This is a genomic window from Massilia jejuensis, from assembly GCF_042656795.1.
Taxonomy (GTDB): domain Bacteria; phylum Pseudomonadota; class Gammaproteobacteria; order Burkholderiales; family Burkholderiaceae_D; genus Telluria; species Telluria jejuensis.
Window position 1 is genome coordinate 386546 of sequence record NZ_JBHSMS010000023.1, and the last position, 17586, is coordinate 404131.

The following is a 17586-nucleotide window of genomic DNA, read 5'->3' on the forward strand; positions in this document are numbered from 1 at the left end:
GCCTACGCGCTGGCACGCGCCAGCATGGCGGCCACGCCGACCGCGTACGCGCCGAACAGCACCAGTACCGCGGCGCCGACGCCGAGCAGGCGGCGCTTGCGCAGCACTTTCTGGCTGTCGGTCCAGTGCATGTTGATCGATCCCAGCACCGGCATGCCGGTCACGTCGCGCAAGGCGGCGTGGCTGAGGAAGGTCGGGCGCACCTGGCTCAGCAGGAAGGCGCCGGCCAGGCCGGCCACCAGCGACAGCAGGAACACGCCGGAGAACAGGGCCAGGCGGTTCGGCCCGCTCGGCTTGCTGGCGGCCAGCGGTGGTTCGACCACGCGGAAGGTCAGCATGTCGGTGGCCGAGGACAGGTCGCCGGACAGCTTGGCTTGCTCGCGGCGCTCGACCAGCTTCTGGTAATTCTCGCGGTTGATCGTGTAATCGCGGTTCAGCTGGACCAGCTGGGCCTCGACTTCCGGCGCCGTCACGCTCTGGGTGCGCAGGGTGGCCACGCGGTTCGCATATTCGTTGACGCGGGCACGCAGTGCCGCGACACGCGATTCGGCGTCCGACAGCGTCACGGTCAGCTGCTGCATCATCGGGCTGGCGGCGACACCCGGGTCGGGGCGGGTCTTCTTCGCCTCTTCCCGCTTGCGCACCTGCAGTTGCTCGACCAGGCGCTTGGTGGCGATGATGTCCGGATGCTCCTCGGTGTACTGCAAGCGCAGGGTGTCCAGATTCTTCTGGGCTGCGGCAAGGCGCGCTTCGAGTTCCGGATCGACCATGCCGCTGCTGCCGCCTGCGCTCGTGCCGCCGCCGGTCATGCGGCGCCGGATCGCGTTGCGCGACTGCTCCGCTTCGGCCAGCTCGAGGCGTGCCTGGCTCAGCGCATCGTTGGCGCTGGCGACCTTGCTGCCGAAATCGCCGGCTTGCGGCAGCAAGCCCATGTTCTTGATCTTGAATTCCTTGAGCCTGTTCTCGGCGGCGGCCAGCTTTTCTTCGGTCGTGCGGATCTGATCGTCGATGAACTGGATCGCCTTGTCCGAATCCTGTTTCTTACCACCGAAGCTGCCTTCGACGAAGATCGTCAGCAGCGACTGGACCACGTCCTTTGCCAGCTTGGGATCGGACGACGTGTAGCTGATCGTGTAGATGTCGTCGCGTCCGGTACCTTCGATCTTAATCTTCGACATCAGGTCATCGACCATCCGTTCCTTCGCCGCGCTGTCGCCGGCCTGGACGTCGAGATCGGTATCGCGCATCACGCGCTCGACGTTCGGCCGGCTGATCAAGGTCTGGCGCATGAACGTTACTTGCTGGTCCAGGTTCGGCAAGGTCGTCATGCCCGCGAGCAGGGGCTTGAGGATACTTTGGGTATCGACATAGACCTTGGCCGAGGTTTCGTACTGGTTCGGCAACCTGAGCACGATGGCCCAGCCGATCAGTGCCACCAGCCAGGCGATGGACACTGCATGCCAACGGTATTTACCGAGGGCCTTGAGGAAATTCAGGATTAGGGCTGTTATTTCTGCCATCTCGTCAGTCTCGCCATGAACGCCCGGCATGCAGCCAGGCTCAAACAATCACAAAGAACACGCATCATCGCTTGTAGTTTGTGCAATTGCAATTGCGTCCCGGAAAATTGTGGTAATAAAGAGGCCGTATGTGACCCGTTACAACACAAATACCGAACCGCAATGCCAAAAATTCCCTGCTATCCACCATCTTCAGCAACATGGTTGCCGATTAATAAACGGAAGCATTGGGAAATGTTGCACTTAATCAAGGATGTGGTGAAGAGCAAAGTACCGTCGTCCAGATATCGACAACAGCCTTGCGTAACATCAAGCCGTTGTATTGTAATGTTTAATTTTCAAACAGGGCTGCACGATTGATTCCTATTCGAAATAATGAATGCAACTTGACCAATCTCTTGTTGCGCCGCCGTAGGCGCGCCGCCTTGCCGCGCCGCGGCCGGCCGGGCGGTCTTGCCGGTGCGTCGCATGCGCAAGTGTCAGGTCACAACGCAACCGGCTGAACATTTTCCAACGCAACGGTGTCATCGGCGGCCCCCCTTGGCATGGCGCAGCCGCTACCGGCGCTCCATCTGCAGGACTGTTGCAGTAAAAATGAAAAGGAAGTATTTCAATCGTGCACACCTTTCGCACAGGCATGATTGAGATACAATACTCCCGGTTTGATGGCTAAATAACAATTTTGTTTTTTTATAACAACAGCCTGGCTCTGCCGTTTGCTGTTGCCGTGAAGGGGAATGACGTGAGCAAGATGATGACGAACCTGATGAAACTGGTCCTGGCGGCCACCTGCGCCGTGACCGTATCCGGCTGCGCACTGTGGAAAAAACCGGCGCCCCCTTCGGCCGCCGCAATGGCGGGCGCGGCGCCGGCCGATTACCTGATCGGGCCTGGCGACGCCGTCAACATCATCGTCTGGCGCAATCCGGAAGTGTCGATGTCGGTGCCTGTCCGTCCGGACGGCAAGATCACGACCCCGCTGGTGGAAGACCTGCCGGCTGCCGGCAAGACCTCGACCGAACTGGCGCGCGACATCGAGAAGGCGCTGGCCAAGTTCATCCAGCAGCCGGTCGTCACCGTCGTGGTCACTGGTTTCATCGGCAATTACGGCGAGCAGATCCGCGTGATTGGCCAGGCCGCCAAGCCGCAAGCCCTGCCTTACCGCCGCGACATGTCACTGATGGACGTACTGATTGCTGTCGGCGGCATCACCGACTTTGCCTCCGGCAATCGTGCGAGCATCATCCGCAATGTCAATGGCAAGCAGGAGAAATTAAATGTGCGCCTTGACGACCTGATCAAGGACGGCGATATTTCAGCGAATATGCCGATGCGTCCGGGCGACATCCTGGTGATTCCGGAAAGCTTCTTCTGACCAGAAGACACTTCTGGATGTGCTTGCAACGGCGCCTACGGGCGCCGTTGTCGTTTTCGCGCACAAACCGGATGGCGCGACCGTGCCCTGTGAAGTAGGCGGGAACGGTTCTGTTTGCCCAATCACCTTTATTTTCCAGCCATGGACCCGAAAATTGCTGCCCGAAGGTCATCGCATCAGTGCGGCAGCTCTTCATTAACAAGGGGAAATGTGAAATATCGCGAAGAAACATATCCAATAAGAATTATAATTCCTATAAGAATTTTTTGTGATATTTTCTTGTCGAGAGACTTTACACAGCAATTGATTTTGCTCAAGCGTAGTAGCCTAAGTATCTGATTGGTAAGGAAATAATTTCCCTGGCACAGTGCTTGCTAATAGGTGAGTGTGTTTGCCCAATTAATCAACTTAAGCGAGGATATAGATCATGAAATTCCTGAAAAAACTGGCTTGCGCCGCAGCTGTTGCAATGTCCGTAGCCGGTGGCGCAAATGCTGCTACCGTGTTGAATAACTGGGTGTTCAACCCGATCGGCACCGGCTTCAGCGCTGGCCAGACGATCAACGAATACCTCGATGTCAACGGCAATGCTTTCATCCAGATCAACCCAACCGGTGGCAACAGCTTCTCGTTCACCGAGCACGCTGTGTTCAACATCGTGCAAGCTGACAGCAACGGCGCCCTGTTCCCAGTGAACTACGCCGGCGGCAACATCACCGCGATCTTCGAAGCGACCGGCACCGGTAACTTCAGCGGCGCCTTCACCTTCACCGGCGGCACCATCAAGATGTACCAGAACCCGACCAACGGCCAGTACGGCTCGACCGCCGGCTTCTACGGCGCCAACCTGGGCAACGAGATCGCCGTGTTCAACGTGATGGCTGGCGGTGGCGGCCTGGTCGATGCAAGCGGTTCGCCGATCAACAACGGCCAAGTCAGCGTGTTCGCACAAGCTGATGCCGGCGCCCTGGATGCAGGTTACTTCTTCCGTGAAAACGGCGACGACCTGTCGGCTGAATCGGTGATGGCCTTCGCCTTCACCAACGCCAACACCGTCGGCGATCCAACCGACCGTCTGGTCGACGAAGTCGCTTGCCAATTCGCTGGCTACACCGGCAACGGTTGCAACGGCAACGACTATGCCAACAACCCAGGCAACTTCTTCGTCTCGAACAACGGTCAATTCAAGCTGGCTGAAGTGCCAGAGCCAGGTTCGCTGGCCCTGTTCGGTATCGCCATGCTGGGTGCCGGCGTCATGAGCCGCAAGCGCGCCAAGAAGGCTTAATTGCCTTCCGAGCACGTGAAGCACTGAGAAAGAGCGGGCTGTCCCGCTCTTTCCAATGGAAAAAGACATTGTTGTAGTAAATAAAATAAGACGCGAGTTGCTGGGCAAGCGCTGGCGATCATAAGAACAAGATGTTCCAAGCAGGGAAATGAAAGCAAAAGCGGCGATGACCTTAGGTCATCGCCGCTTTTCTTTTACAGCCCGGCGAAGGCCGGGCTCAGTGTTTCATCAGCTCGGCCAGCGGGCGGCGCACCGAGCGCGCCTGCGGCGCCGGGCCGTAGCCGAGGCGTCCCATGTAGACCGGAAACAGGGCATCGTTGAAGATCAGGGCTTCGGTCTCGCGCTGCAGGGCCTTGGCCGCGCCCTCCAGCTTCGGTTGCGCCGTGAAGCGGGTACCTTCGCGCGCATACTTCGAAAAGATCAGCGGCGTCATTTCCGGCTGCATGTACAGGCCGAGCGTCGTCATGGTCAGCCAGAATCGTTGCAGCGCGCGTCCCGCGGCGACGTAATCGTCGATCGAGCGGGGGGCCTGGTGCGCCTTGAGCACGAAATGGGCGGCGCAGGCCATGCCGGGCGCCAGGTCCATCTGCAGGCGCGGCGCCCAGGTCCCCATCAGGGTGTTGACGGTCGACATGCGGCGCCAGCTGACCATCGCCCATTTCATCAGGTGCAGGGTCATCGCGTCGACGCCGAGTGCGCCGGCGGGGACCTTGTCCGGGCTGTGCGTGCGGTTGTTCCAGTCGATGATGCTGCGGTGGGTCTCGAAGGCTTCCGGCATCGTCAGGCGCAAGCGGGCGTTGTTGTACATCAATTTCGCTGCCTGCCATTTCTGGCCGCGGGTCTCGAGCCAGGTCAAGGCGTATGCCGGCGCCACGGTCGCTTCCAGCAGGCGCTTGTGTTCGGCCGTGAGCGGGGTAGTGCGCATCGGCCGGCGCTGCACCGTGCGCTGCTCGATCGCGCCGATCAGCGCACTGCGCACGATGGCGGCGTCGGGCGTAAAACGCACGTCGAACACGGGGTGCGTCGCGCGCCCTTCGGGACGGCGCGCGATGTCGGCGCGCAAGCCGTGGCCGCTGGCGGCGATCGCGATCGTCTCGAGCAGGGTGCCGAAGGCGATCTGGCTCGGGTGGCCGTCGAGGTCGTAGACACAATGGTCGCGCGTGTCGTAGGCGTGCACGGCCACGTGGTCGGGCCCGACAATCTCGAAGCGCCAGGTCTGCATGTTGTCGCCGCTTGGCGCCCAGCGCGCCAGGTCCAGGATGTGTTCGATCGTCGTCATGCTGTCGCTCCCGCGGCCGCGAGGTCCTTGGCCAGTTGTTTCTTGCCGATCTTGATCATCAGGCGGTGCAGGGGATTGCCGTTGCCGCCCGGGCGCCAGGTGCGCACCAGCTTGTTGCGGTAGGCATCGAACTGGATGCCCCAGGGTGCCGCCAGCACGCGCCCCCGTCCCAGCAGAATCTTCAAGGCTTCGGTGCCCATCACGCCGGCGCACAACTGGCAGGCCATGATGGTCGAAGGGCCGCGCCGCTCGACGAAATTGACCGCTTCCGGCACCACCAGGTAGGGGCGGTGCAAGCCGGCGGGCGCCAGGCCGACGACGAAGTGGACAGCCTTGTCCGTTTCCGGCAAGTCTCCCCAACGGAAGTATTCTTCGAAGGTCATCCGTCCCGGCAGGAAGTTGATCAGTGCCGCACCCATGCCGAGCGGCGCCACGGTGCTGGCGGGAATGCCGAGGCGGGCGCACAGCGCGAAGGTCTTCTGGCGGATGTCGAAGGCGAAGAAGTCGAGTGCGTCGACATACATGTCGCAGCCGGCAAGAAAATCGTTCAGGTTGGCATCGTGGATGCCTTCGGCAAAGACTTCGACCTCGCATTCGGGATTGATGTCGAGCAGCATGCGGCGGATGACGTCGACCTTCGGCTGGTCCAGGGTCGAGACCATTGCGCCGACCTGGCGATTGAAATTGGGAACGTCGAAAGTGTCGAAGTCGGCAATGCGGAATTTCGTCACGCCCAGGCGCGCCAGGGTCAGCGCATGCACGCCGCCGACGCCGCCGCCGCCGGCAATGGCGACCCGCTTGGTTCGCAACCGTGCCTGCTCCTCCCGCGTTACCCAGCCGATATTTCGGGAAAAAGCCTGCTCATAGCGAAAGGGAGTGGTCATGTGAGGAAGCGGAAAAGCGGTAAGCAGTGAATGTCGGGATGGCGAAAACAGGACGCGCCGTTGTGGCGCGCCCCATGCGACCCGCCTCGCGAAGGCGGAGCCGCAACCTGGCAAGTAAATCAGGCTGCCTGGTGTTCGTCGATGCGGCGCAGGCGGTTGATAATACCCTGCTCTTCGCGCGGGGAAAAGAAATAAGGATAGAACGAACGTTCGGCAGGCGCTTCGGTGGCCGATTCGCTGAACGTGCCGCCGTGTTTTTGAATCTGCTCGGTGACATAGGCCAGCTCGATCCGCAGCAGATAGGCCGGTGCACTGACGCGCGGGTTGTCCTTCAAATCGCCTTCGCGCTTGAATCCGAGCATATGCTCGTAAAAGCGGCGGTGACGCGGATTGACTTCGATGACGATATCGGTGCAGTCGTGGATATCGCGCGCGTAAATGACCGCCAGGTGAAATAAATTGGCGAGCGAAGTCTTCGAGCGCACGGTCGGGTCGAACGCCAGCTTGGTGAATTCACACAGCTTGGCGCCCCGGGCGCGGTGCGCGTCGAGTTCTTCCTTGAAAATCTGGTCGGCCATCAAGCCGATGGGCGAATCGATACCGAGCGTCAGGGTGCCTACGACCTCGCCTTTGTCGGTGGCGGTGAGGGTGATGCGATTGGGATCGTCGCTGAACTGGTGCGTGCCAGCATAGCCGCGCCAAGCATACATCTTGTTGACCAGCATGCTGGCCGAATTGCGTCCTTTTGCCGTATCGGTAAGCCGGATTCCATATGAATCTTGGTTCACGATAACATCCTCTAATTCTGAGTTCACTATCTTATCGCGATCCTCTGACACATGAGCGTTCGATAGAAATTCGACGGAATGTTCATCACATTCCTTCACTTCGTCGGGATTCGTCATCGCGGGACACCTTCGTTTTGGGGCGCCGCCGATTCGGCGGCCCCGCTTTGGCGCTATGCCGCGCTTTGTCCATAGGCGACAAGCACGGTCCTGTTGATTTTATGTACTCGGAATAGTAGTCGTTTATAGGGTTTTTAGCAACGAACGCGCATCCTCCGATTGGGCAAACGGCTTGTTTTGCGCAAGCAGCGTTTCGAGTTGCTTGCGCGCGGCTGCCTTGTCGCCCGATTTATGCAATGCAACCGCCAGGTGATAATGAATTTCCGGGGTGGCAGCCGGTGCGGCGGCGGCTTTTTGCAGCAGCGGCAGGCCGCGCTGGGTATTACCCTGTTCCACCAGCATCCAGCCCAGCGTATCCATCACGGCGGGATTCGTGCCGGCCACCTTGTAGGCTTGTTCGGCGGTGGCCAGCGCGCGCGGATCCTTTTGCTGCTGGTAAGCCCAGGCCAGGTTGTTGAGCGCAGGACCGTTGTCCGGATAGCGCTTGACGATGTCTTCCAGCAGCGTCGCGGCAGGCTTGAACTCCTTGGCCGCCAGGTGCGATTCGGCCAGGTACATGGCCACCTGCATGTCTTCCGGATGACTCTTGGCCCAGGCCGCAACGCGCCCGTTGGCTTCGGCTTCCTTGCCCATCTGCTTGAGCATCTGGGCGCTGCGCAGCAGCACCGCGCTCGACTTGGTGATGGCGAAGGCCTTGTCGTAGGCCGCCAGCGCCAGCGCCGGTTTCTTGAGGGCTTGCTGCAAGTCGCCTTCGAGCAGGAAGCCGACCGGAGAGCCTGGCACGTCCTGCTGCAACTGGCGCGTCATCGCCAGCGCTTCGTCGCTGCGGCCGCGGCGCATCGCCACTTCGACCTGGGCGACGCGCGCCTGCAGGTTGGCCGGCTGCAGGGCGTTGGCGCGCTTGAGGGTCTCGGCCGCGCCGGCATCGTTCTTCAGCGCCCCCTGCACCTGCGCCAGGCGCATCTGGGCAGCCGCCGATTTCGGCACCATGTTGACCAGCTTGCTGTAGCTGTCGAGCGCGCCTTGCGGATCCTGGTTCGCCAGTTGCGCCTGGCCCAGCAGGTCCATCAGCTCGGGGCTGGCGGGATTGGCGGCCTGGAATTTGCGCGCCAGCGTCAGCGCCTTGGCTTCCTGCTTGGTGCGCAGGTAGTGGGCGCCGAGCTTGAGGGCCGGCGAAATCGCGTCGGGGTTCTCGGCCTGCGCCTTTTCCAGCCAGGTCGTCGCTTCTTCGGGACGGTTGGACAGCATCGCCAGTTCGGCCAGCGCGCCCATGGCGCCGAAGTTCTTCTTGTCCTTTTCCAGGATCGCCTCGAAACGCTTGCGCGCCGCTTCCGGCTTCTTGTCGATCACGTCGAGCTTGGCCAGGTTGGCGGCGGCCGGGAAGAAGGTCGGGTTCAGCGCGAGCGCCTTGTCGAAGGCTGCGCGGGCAGCGGCCACGTCACCCTTGTTGAGCAGAATGGTGGCCTTCAGGTTATAGGTCTGCGGGTCCTGCGGCTTGAGCGTCTCGAGCCTGGACACGGCGGCAAGCGCCTTGTCATGGCGTTTCAGGCCCATTTCGGCCTGCGCCAGGGCGCTCAGGGCGCGGTCCGACTTCGGATCGAGTTCGACTGCGCGTTCCAGCTCGCCGATGCCCTTGGCCGTGTCGCCCTGGCTCAGGCGCGCCATGCCGAGCGAGGTGCGCAGCACGGCCACTTCGGGCGCCAGCGCCGTCGCTTTTTCGAAATAGGCGATGGCCTTGCCGAAATCGCGCGCTTGCATGTAGGACTCGCCGGCCAGCGCCAGCAGTTGCGGGTCTTGCGATTCGTCCAGGGCCGGCGCCAGCGCGGCGGCGGCGGCGCCCGGCTGCGCGTCTTTCAACAGCGCCTGCGCCATCAGCTTGCGCGCATAGACGTTGTTCGGTTCGGCTTCCAGGTATTTACGCAGGTGCATCTGCGCCTGCTGCGGCAAGTCCAGGTTCAGGTTGACGGCGCCTGCCAGCAGCACGCTGGGCATGTGGTTCGGGGCGCTTTTCAGAATGCGCTGCAGCGAATCGCGCGCTTCCTTGTGCTTGTTTTCGTTGAAGTCGAGCAGGGCCTGGCCGTAGGTGACGAGCAGGTTGTTCGGCGCATTCTTGTTGGCCGCATCGATCTCGGCACGCGCCTCGACGAATTTTTTCTGGTTGATGCGGATATAGGCTTTTTCCAGGTTCGCGTTGCGGTCTTGCGGACGCAGGACCAGTACCTTGTCGAAGGCGGCCAGCGCCTCGTCCTGCTTGTTCAGGCCGCGCAGCAAGCCGCCCTGGAACATCCAGACTTCCGGATTCTTGCCGTCCTTGGCGACCGCCTCGGCCATGTAGCGCTGCGCCGCTTCCTGATCGTTCTTGACCAGGGCATGGCGCGCCAGGCCGATCAGGGCCGCGCCGCTGGCCGGGTCGACTGCCAGCGCCGCCTCGTAGGCCGCCTTGGCCGCGTCCGGCTCATTGCTGGCAAGCAGGGAGTCGCCGCGCAGGGCCAGCAGGGGCGCCGATTTCGCGGCCTGTTCCGGCTTGATCTCGGTCAGGATTTCCTTGAACTTGCCCTGGGCCTGCATCGCCTGGCCCAGCAGCGGCAAGGTACGCGCCGACGCCATGCCCAGGCTTGCCGCCTTGCGCAATTCCTTGTCGGCCGACACGGCGTCGCCCGTTTCCAGGTACAGCGTGCCCAGTTGCAGACGCGCCTCGGCGTCTTCCGGGCTCTTGGCGACGGCGTTTTTCAACTGGATCAGAGCGGCCTTCTGGTCGCCCTTTTGTTGGTATTGCTTGGCCTCGGCCAGCAGGGTTGCGGTCGACTGGTCGCGGTTGCAGGCAGTCAGGCCGCCCAGCAGCAGTGCGCTGGAGACGATAGCGGTGGTAATTTTCATCGTGTTACGGGACATGGCTTCCTCAGTGTGGCGTGCTGATGTCGACCGGCAGACGCACGGCGACAAGTTTCCTAGTCAACAATAATACCTCAAGGAACAGACTAATTCCCGCACAATCGGGCGAGCATTGCACAGAGGCTATTTTGTCGAAAGCGAAGACGGACGCCGGCCTTACCTTACCGGCGTGTTCTATATCTTGTCTACTATTGATTTACGGAAATATCCAGCCTGGCCGTGTCAATGCCGCGACAGCCGCTTCAGACGTCCCCGGATTTGCGCAGGCGTCCGAGGAGGGCTTCGACATCCGCACCCACGGGCAGGCCGTGGCGCCGTAGCAACTGAATATGGAGAACCAGGTTCTCGAGCACCAGCTTGGCGGACACCGCAAGCAGGGTCAGCAGCCGGTCTTCGGTGCTGAAGTTGTCCATCGCCGCGGCCATCTCGCACAGGTGGTTCGCCACCAGTGCGCGCAGGTCGTCCTCGGGAAAGGGTAAATCGGCGAAATCGATCGGGTCTTCGCGCTCGACTTCGCGCATCAGGGCGGCAAGGTCTTCCGGCTTGATCGGCATGCGGGGCTCCGTGGATGGACGCGTCCACGCAAGAGTACGCACAAAAAAAGGGAGCGGCAAGCCGCTCCCGAGTCTGGCACTTGGAACCGGTTCTTAGAAGCGGTACAGGAGCGAGGCTTCCACCGCGCGGCCGAAGATCGGGCGGGCGTTGATCGGGCCGCTGCTCTGGGCGCCGGTCAGGCGCGAATTGCCTTCGGTGAGGCCCAGTTCATTGGTCAGATTGGTTGCGGCTACGCGCACTTCCCACTTGTCGCCGATGGATGCGAGCGCGCCGAGGTCGACCGTCTGGTAGGACGGCAGATAGGACAGGTTGGCCTGGTCGGCAAAGCGGTCGCCGATGTGGGTGTAGGTGCCGTACAGTTTCACGCTGTTGTCGCCCAGCGGGATACGGTAGCTCGGCGACAGGCGGAACTGGAAGTTCGGCTGGCGCTGCACTTCGTTGCCGGTAACGGCCGGGTTGTCGCGGTACTCCGACTTCTGGTAATTGCCGGTCAGGCTCACTTGCAGGTTCTTGATTGGACGCACCGCCAGTTCGAATTCGACGCCGTGACCGCGCGAGCCGCTCACCGAGTTCAAGACCGCATTGGTCGTGATCTGCTGGAACGAGATACCGGTGAAGTCGGTGTAGAACGCGTTGATGTAGGCGCTGTACAGGGAATTGGCGGTCTTGAAGCCGATTTCGTACTGCGTCACTTCCGGATTGGGCACGCCGTTGCGGTCGTTCAGCGCGGCCTGGGTGCCGGCATTGCGCAGGTCGTCGAAATAGATGAAGGTGTTGCCCTTGTTGGCGCGGACAAACACGCTGGCATCCTTGTTCAGCTTGTACAAGCCGCCGACGGTGAAGGAATTGACGCTGTCGTCGCGTTCCAGGCGGGTAAAGAACCCGGTCGGGATCGAGGTGTTGTTGTTATAGACGGTCAGCGGATCGTTGTCGGTGTCGCCGGAGGCCAGGTTCGACACCGCGCCTTCCAGGCGCTGCTTTTCGCGGCGCACGCCGGCGTCCACGCGCAGGCGGTCGCTGATCTTCCACTCGTCAGCCAGGAACAGGGCCAGGTTGTCGCCCTTGTAGCTGGCGACCGGCGCGTAGAAGACATTGCCCGACTTGCCGTTGCGTGCGACGACGGTGCCATTGGTGAGGCTGGCGTTGATCAGGCGCGCGTTCGGGGTGGCCGTCATCAGGTGGGCATTGCCCAGGTACCACTCGTCATCGGATTCGTAGTTGGCATAGTAGCCGCCGACGGTGAGCGTGTGGCCGGCCAGGACTTCGCGGCTGACGCGCAGTTCGTTCGTAAATGAGCGCAATTGCTTTTCGACCGACCAGAGGCCGGCCTGCACCACTTGCTGGTCGCGGTCCACGGCGCCGCCGCCATTGACGTAGGTCATGCTGCCGGAAGCGGTGGCGGCGGTCGGGTTGTGGCTGCGGTTGGCCGCGGCCAGGTAATCGGCGGCCGTCAAGGGATTGTCGCCAGTAAACATCGAAATCGTGTTCAAGTCGCCCCGGAAGTAATTCGCCTTGTTCGACACCTCCCAGCCGGCAATCTCTTGCTCGTAGTTCGCGCCCCAGACGGCGGCCCGCATGCCGCGCCCGTCGGCCAGGTCGCGCTCGAGCGTTTTACCCGGTGCGGCGTCGATCGTGAAATGACGCATTTCGTTGCTCATCAGGGTGCCGGTGAGCGGGTCGAAGCCGGGGAATGCGGAAATCGTGCGGCCGTTGTTGCTCGAAATGAGCGGTACACCCGTATAGAAGGCGTTCTTTTCGTCGGTGGCGCGCACGTACACGGTCAGCTCGCCGCCGTCGAGCTTGCGGGTCAGGCTGGCCGTCAACTGGCCGCCGTCGTCGGCCTTGAATTGCGGATCGCGCACGCCCTGGGTCTGGCGGTAAAAGCCGCCGACGGTGCCGTACCAGCCTTCGGCGATCTTGCCGCCGATGAAGACATCGCCGCGGCGCAGCTTGCCGGTACCGGTGGTCAGGCGGATCGTGCGTTCGGGGGTGTCTTCTCCCTTTTTCAGGATGAAGTTCATGGTCGCGCCAGGCTGGCCGACCGAATAGATCGTGCTCGGGCCGCCGCGCAGCACTTCCACCCGCGCGATCGTGTCGTCGAGGCGGAAGGCCGAGGTGCCTTCGAAGAAGGACAGCACCGGCACCGGATAGATCGGATTGCCGTTCAACTGCACCGAGACGAAGGGCGAGTCGGAACCCGACGGGAAGCCGCGCACTTCGACGTTGGCGCCCGACTGGCCGCCGGTGGACTCGGCGTACACGCCCGGCACCAATTTGAGAACGTCGGCGGTGCTGCTTGGCGACGCCGATTTCAGCTGCTCTTCGGTGGCGGTGGTGATCGAGAAGGCAGTATCGATCTTGCGCGTGCCGCTGGCGGAAGCGGTGCCGGTCACGACCACTTGCTGGATTTCCTGGGCGACTACGCCACTGGTCGCGTCCTGCGGAACGGCCTGGCCGGCGGCCTGGGCCTGGCCGACCAGGGTCAGCACGGCCAGTGCGACCGATGACAGCGCGAACTGCTTGGATTGGTTCATGTGATTGCTCTCTTTATTATGGTTCAAAATCCGTCTCCTGGACTTGCGGGCCGTGTCATCTGCCCAGCGCAGCGCAGTGCGTTCATCCGGTGCATCGGCGCGCTCCTGCGGTGCAGCGCCAGTCAATATGTTCATTGAAACAAGGAATGATATCGATGTCAATAAGATTGTTATCGATGTCATTTAACCTTCCGCTGTCATGTAGATCTGTCATAATTTGCCGCAGTGTTGTTTTTCCTCAGCGATTTTTTCCATGGCGTCCAACAAAATTTCAAAGCGCGGCAGCGATGCCGGCATGACGATGGAAGACCTGGCCGCATTGGCCGGCGTGTCCACGATCACCGTCTCGCGCGCCCTGCGCAACAGCCCGCTGGTGACCGACAAGACGCGCGACAAGGTGCGCCGTATTGCCGAAGAACAGGGATATCGCCTCAATATCAGCGCGCGCAACCTGCGCATGGGGCGCAGCAATTCGGTGGCCGTGGTGGTGGAAATGACGCCTGTCAAAGGGCGGCCGATGTCGGATCCGTACCCGCTTGCCCTGCTAGGGGGCATCACCGAAGAATTGACAAGCGCCGGCTACACCGTCGTGCTCACCTCGCGCCAGCTGCTCGACAGCGCGCCGGTGCGCGGCGCCGACGGCATGATCCTCCTGGGCCAGGGCTCGCACGGTGAAGCGGTCAAGGTGTTACAAAAGGCGGGCTTGCCGCTGGTGGTGTGGGGCGCGCCGGAAGCGAGCGAATCGTATGTGGTGGTGGGCAGCGACAACCATGCCGGCGGCGCCAGCGCCGCGGCGCGCTTCATCGAGCAGCGCCGCCGCAAGCTGGTCTTTCTCGGCGACGTGGACCATGCCGAAGTGCAGAGCCGCTGCGCCGGCTTCATCGAAGCCGTGCGCGGCAACGGCACCGTCCATATCCTGCGCCCGAAGGCGTTCACCTTCGAGGCCGGGTTCGAGAGCATGAGCACGTACCTCAAGAAAAAAGGTGCCGGCGCCGTCGACGGCGTGTTCGCCGCCAGCGATTTATTGGCCATGGGCGCGATCCGGGCCCTGACCGAACAGGGCTTGCGGGTGCCGGACGCCGTCTCCGTCATCGGCTACGACGACACGCCCGGCGCGGCCAGTTTCGTGCCGCCGCTCACCAGTGTGCACCAGGACCTGCGCGCCGGTGGCGTCCTGCTCGGGCGCAAGATGCTGGCGCTGCTCAACGACGAAGCGGTCGCCTCCGAAGCGCTCCCGACCAGGCTGATCGTGCGCCAGACTTGATGTTCATCCGCTTTACCGTCGACACCCGTGCGTGTGCGCATGCGCATGCCGCGCGGTGTCGGCTTCGATCCACCGTACCCCCGTTTTAAGGACTCGCCGTGCAGCCATCCGACAGCCCACCCTTTACGCTTCCCTTCGACCCGTGGTGCATCCGCGAGACCGCGTTCGAAACCGGCACCCACTTCCTGCGCGAGACCCTGTTCGCGCTCGGTAACGGCTACATCGGCCTGCGCGGCACCGGCGAAGAGGGCTATACCGGCCCGGCCGGCACCTCGCTCGACGGCACCTACCTGAACGGCTTTTACGAGTCCGAACCGATCGTCTATCCGGAAGCGGCATTCGGCCTGGCCAAGACCAACCAGTTCATGCTCAATGTGCCGAACGCGAAAGGCGTGGAGATCACGATCGACGGCGAGCGCTTCGATCCCTTGGGCGGTACGCTGGGCCGCTACGAGCGCATGCTCGACCTGCGTACGGGCGTACTGGTGCGCACGCTGGAGTGGAGCGCCCCGAACGGCAAGCGTATCGCGCTGCGCAGCCGCCGCGTGGTCTCCTTCGCCAACAAGCATTTGTTCGCCATCGAGGTCGAGCTCACGCCGCTGAATTTCTCGGGCACGATCGTCGTCGATTCCTTCGTCGACGGCGCCGTCAAGAACCAGGAAGCGGGCGACGATCCGCGCGTCGGTTCGGCGGTGTCGGGTCCGGCCCTGCAGACGGTGTCGATCGAACAGGACGAGGGGTTCTCGGCGCTGGTGCAGCGTACCCACAACAGCGGCTTCGGCTTGGTCAGCGCGATCGGCACCGTCGTCGCGGGCGCGCCGGCAAGCAGCTGGCAAGACGGCCAGCGCGCCGGTCAGCGCTTCGCATGCGCCGCCAGCGAAGGCCAGGTCCTGCGCCTGACCAAGTACGGCAGCTACCATTCCTCGCGCGATTACCCGGAAGGCGAATTGCTGGCGCGCGCGCGCGAAACCCTGGCCGCCGCGCAGGCGGCCGGCTTCGAGGCCTTGTGCGCATCGCAGGCGGCCTTCCTGGCCGACTTCTGGGCGGGTGCCGACGTCGAGATTTCCGGCGACGACGCGCTCCAGCAGGGTATCCGTTTCAATGAATACCACCTGCTGCAATCGGTCGGGCGCGACGGACGCACGAATATCGCGGCCAAGGGCGTCACCGGAGAGGGCTACGAAGGCCACTATTTCTGGGATACCGAGATCTATATCTTCCCCTTCTTCCTGTATTCGAAACCGGAAATCGCGCGCAAGCTGCTCGAGTACCGCTACGCCGGCCTGGAGCAGGCACGCGCGCGCGCGCGCCAGATGTCGCATGCGAGTGGCGCGCTGTACCCGTGGCGCACCATCGCCGGCGGCGAGTGCTCGGCATACTTCCCGGCCGGGACCGCCCAGTACCACATCAACGCCGACATCGCCTATTCGATCAAGGCTTATTACGAAGCCACGGGCGACCTCGATTACATGGCGCAGGCCGGCCTGGAAATCGTGATGGAGACGGCGCGCATCTGGATCGGCATCGGCAGTATCGATCGCGAGGGACGCTTCTGCATCAACGAAGTGACCGGTCCCGACGAATATACGGCGCTGGTCAACAACAACTACTACACCAATGCGATGGCGCGCATGCACCTGCGCTTCGCCGCCGACATGGCCGATTTGCTGGGCAAGGAGCGCCCGGGCGAGTTCGCGCGCGTGGCCGCGGTCACCGGCGTGGGCGACGCGGAAGTCGCCGCCTGGCGCGATGCGGCCGAGCGCATGTACCTGCCCTATGACGGCAAGCTCGGCATCCACGAGCAGGACGACAGCTTCCTGTCGAAAAAGGTGTGGGACTTCGCGAACACGCCGAAGGAAAACTACCCGCTGCTGCTGAACTACCACCCGATGGTGATCTACCGCCACCAGGTCTGCAAGCAGGCCGACGTGGTGCTGGCGCTGATGCTGCTGTCGAACGAGTTTTCGATCCACGACAAACGGCGCGACTTCGACTACTACGAAGCCGTCACCACCCACGACTCGTCGCTCTCGTCCTGCATCTTCAGCATCATCGCTTCGGAGGTGGGCTATCACGACAAGGCCTACGATTACTTCATGGAGACGGCGCGCCTGGACCTGGACGACACCCATGGCAATACCCACTACGGCGTGCACACGGCGGCAATGGCCGGTACCTGGATGGGCGTGGCCTACGGCTTTGCCGGCATGCGTGTGTCGGACGGCGCCTTGCGCTTCGCACCGACCCTGCCGAAGCAGTGGCGGCACTACCAGTTCAAGATCCAGTTGCGCGGCGCCCAGCTGCGGGTGCGCGTCGACGGCGAGGGCACCGACTACCTTCTCCTCGCGGGCGACGCCCTCGACTTCACCCACCTGGGCCAGCCGCTGGCCCTGACGCGCGCGGCGCCGGGCGCGCGCATCCCGCTGGAGCCACAGGCATGAGTCAATTCAAGGCAGTCATTTTCGACCTCGACGGCGTCATCACCGACACCGCCCATTACCATTACCTGGCCTGGAAGGCGCTGGCCGAATCGGAAGGCGTGCATTTCGATCACGCCTTCAACGAGCACCTGAAGGGCGTCGACCGCATGGGGTCCCTGAACCTGATCCTGGCCGGTTCGTCGAACACCTATTCCATGCAACAGAAGCTGGCCCTGGCCGAGCGCAAGAACAGGCAGTACGTGGAACTGATCGCGACCATGAGCCAGGCCGATCTGCTGCCGGGCGCGATCGAGGCGCTGGCCTCGGTGCGCGCGGCCGGCCTGAAGATCGGCCTGGCCTCGGTCAGCAAGAACGCGTTCACGGTGCTGGAGCGCCTCGGCATTGGCGCGCGCTTCGATTATGTCGTCGATGCCGCGCTGATCGCCAACAGCAAACCGCATCCGGAGATTTTCCTGAATGCCGCGGCGGCGCTGGGCGTGGCGCCGCAAGACTGCCTCGGCGTGGAAGACGCGGTGGCCGGCGTGGCCTCGATCAAGTCGGCGGGGATGTTCGCGCTCGGCGTGGGCAGCCCGGACGTGCTGACCCAGGCCGACCGGGTCATTCCGAGCCTGAGCGCGTTCCGCCTGAACGACTACTGACACGCGCACATCAT

Annotated in this window: 12 protein-coding genes; 5 read left to right on the forward strand and 7 right to left on the reverse strand. The window is 62.6% G+C overall.

Annotated features, from left to right (window positions below; all coding sequences use genetic code 11):
- Positions 1 to 2: 2 nt before the first annotated feature.
- Positions 3 to 1550, reverse strand: coding sequence for an XrtA system polysaccharide chain length determinant (locus ACFPOU_RS07420; protein WP_379718907.1), 1548 nt, complete (start codon positions 1548 to 1550; stop codon positions 3 to 5).
- 721 nt (positions 1551 to 2271) lie between these two features.
- Here ACFPOU_RS07420 and ACFPOU_RS07425 point away from each other — a divergent pair.
- Together ACFPOU_RS07425 and pepA are read left to right on the forward strand one after the other, a co-directional pair.
- On the forward strand, positions 2272 to 2895 hold the full coding sequence (locus ACFPOU_RS07425; RefSeq protein WP_379719029.1) for an XrtA/PEP-CTERM system exopolysaccharide export protein: 624 nt from the start codon (positions 2272 to 2274) through the stop codon (positions 2893 to 2895).
- A gap of 427 nt (positions 2896 to 3322) precedes the next feature.
- Positions 3323 to 4180: a flocculation-associated PEP-CTERM protein PepA gene (pepA, locus tag ACFPOU_RS07430; RefSeq protein ID WP_379718910.1), complete on the forward strand. Its 858-nt coding sequence runs from the start codon at positions 3323 to 3325 to the stop codon at positions 4178 to 4180.
- Between the two features lie 217 nt (positions 4181 to 4397).
- Here pepA and ACFPOU_RS07435 read toward each other — a convergent pair whose 3' ends face one another.
- The 6 genes from ACFPOU_RS07435 to ACFPOU_RS07460 all read right to left on the reverse strand — a co-directional run bounded on the left by ACFPOU_RS07435 (position 4398) and on the right by ACFPOU_RS07460 (position 13229).
- The gene (locus tag ACFPOU_RS07435) at positions 4398 to 5459 is read right to left on the reverse strand and encodes a nitroreductase family protein (protein ID WP_379718913.1); all 1062 of its coding nucleotides are present in this window, start codon (positions 5457 to 5459) and stop codon (positions 4398 to 4400) included.
- Positions 5456 to 6343: a ThiF family adenylyltransferase gene (locus ACFPOU_RS07440; RefSeq protein ID WP_379718916.1), complete on the reverse strand. Its 888-nt coding sequence runs from the start codon at positions 6341 to 6343 to the stop codon at positions 5456 to 5458. The genes ACFPOU_RS07435 and ACFPOU_RS07440 overlap by 4 nt, the downstream gene beginning before the upstream one ends.
- A 119-nt stretch (positions 6344 to 6462) precedes the next feature.
- Positions 6463 to 7248 carry an N-acyl amino acid synthase FeeM domain-containing protein gene (locus tag ACFPOU_RS07445; RefSeq protein ID WP_379718919.1) on the reverse strand — a complete coding sequence of 262 codons (786 nt, stop codon included), beginning with the start codon at positions 7246 to 7248 and terminating at the stop codon, positions 6463 to 6465.
- A 123-nt stretch (positions 7249 to 7371) separates the two neighbouring features.
- Positions 7372 to 10140, reverse strand: coding sequence for an XrtA/PEP-CTERM system TPR-repeat protein PrsT (prsT, locus tag ACFPOU_RS07450; RefSeq protein ID WP_379718923.1), 2769 nt, complete (start codon positions 10138 to 10140; stop codon positions 7372 to 7374).
- Positions 10141 to 10382: 242 nt separating this feature from the next.
- Complete coding sequence (locus ACFPOU_RS07455; protein WP_379718926.1) at positions 10383 to 10694, reverse strand: hypothetical protein; 312 nt, start codon at positions 10692 to 10694, stop codon at positions 10383 to 10385.
- 93 nt (positions 10695 to 10787) lie between these two features.
- Positions 10788 to 13229: a TonB-dependent receptor gene (locus ACFPOU_RS07460; protein ID WP_379718929.1), complete on the reverse strand. Its 2442-nt coding sequence runs from the start codon at positions 13227 to 13229 to the stop codon at positions 10788 to 10790.
- 253 nt (positions 13230 to 13482) lie between these two features.
- Between ACFPOU_RS07460 and ACFPOU_RS07465 the strand changes: the two genes are divergently transcribed.
- The 3 genes from ACFPOU_RS07465 to pgmB all read left to right on the forward strand — a co-directional run bounded on the left by ACFPOU_RS07465 (position 13483) and on the right by pgmB (position 17572).
- A complete protein-coding gene (locus ACFPOU_RS07465; RefSeq protein ID WP_379718932.1) occupies positions 13483 to 14493 on the forward strand; it encodes a LacI family DNA-binding transcriptional regulator in 1011 nt (336 codons plus the stop codon).
- A 98-nt stretch (positions 14494 to 14591) separates the two neighbouring features.
- Entirely contained in the window at positions 14592 to 16934 is a 2343-nt protein-coding gene (locus tag ACFPOU_RS07470) for a glycoside hydrolase family 65 protein (protein WP_379718935.1), read from the forward strand.
- Complete coding sequence (pgmB, locus tag ACFPOU_RS07475; RefSeq protein WP_379718938.1) at positions 16931 to 17572, forward strand: beta-phosphoglucomutase; 642 nt, start codon at positions 16931 to 16933, stop codon at positions 17570 to 17572. The genes ACFPOU_RS07470 and pgmB overlap by 4 nt, the downstream gene beginning before the upstream one ends.
- Positions 17573 to 17586: the final 14 nt, after the last annotated feature.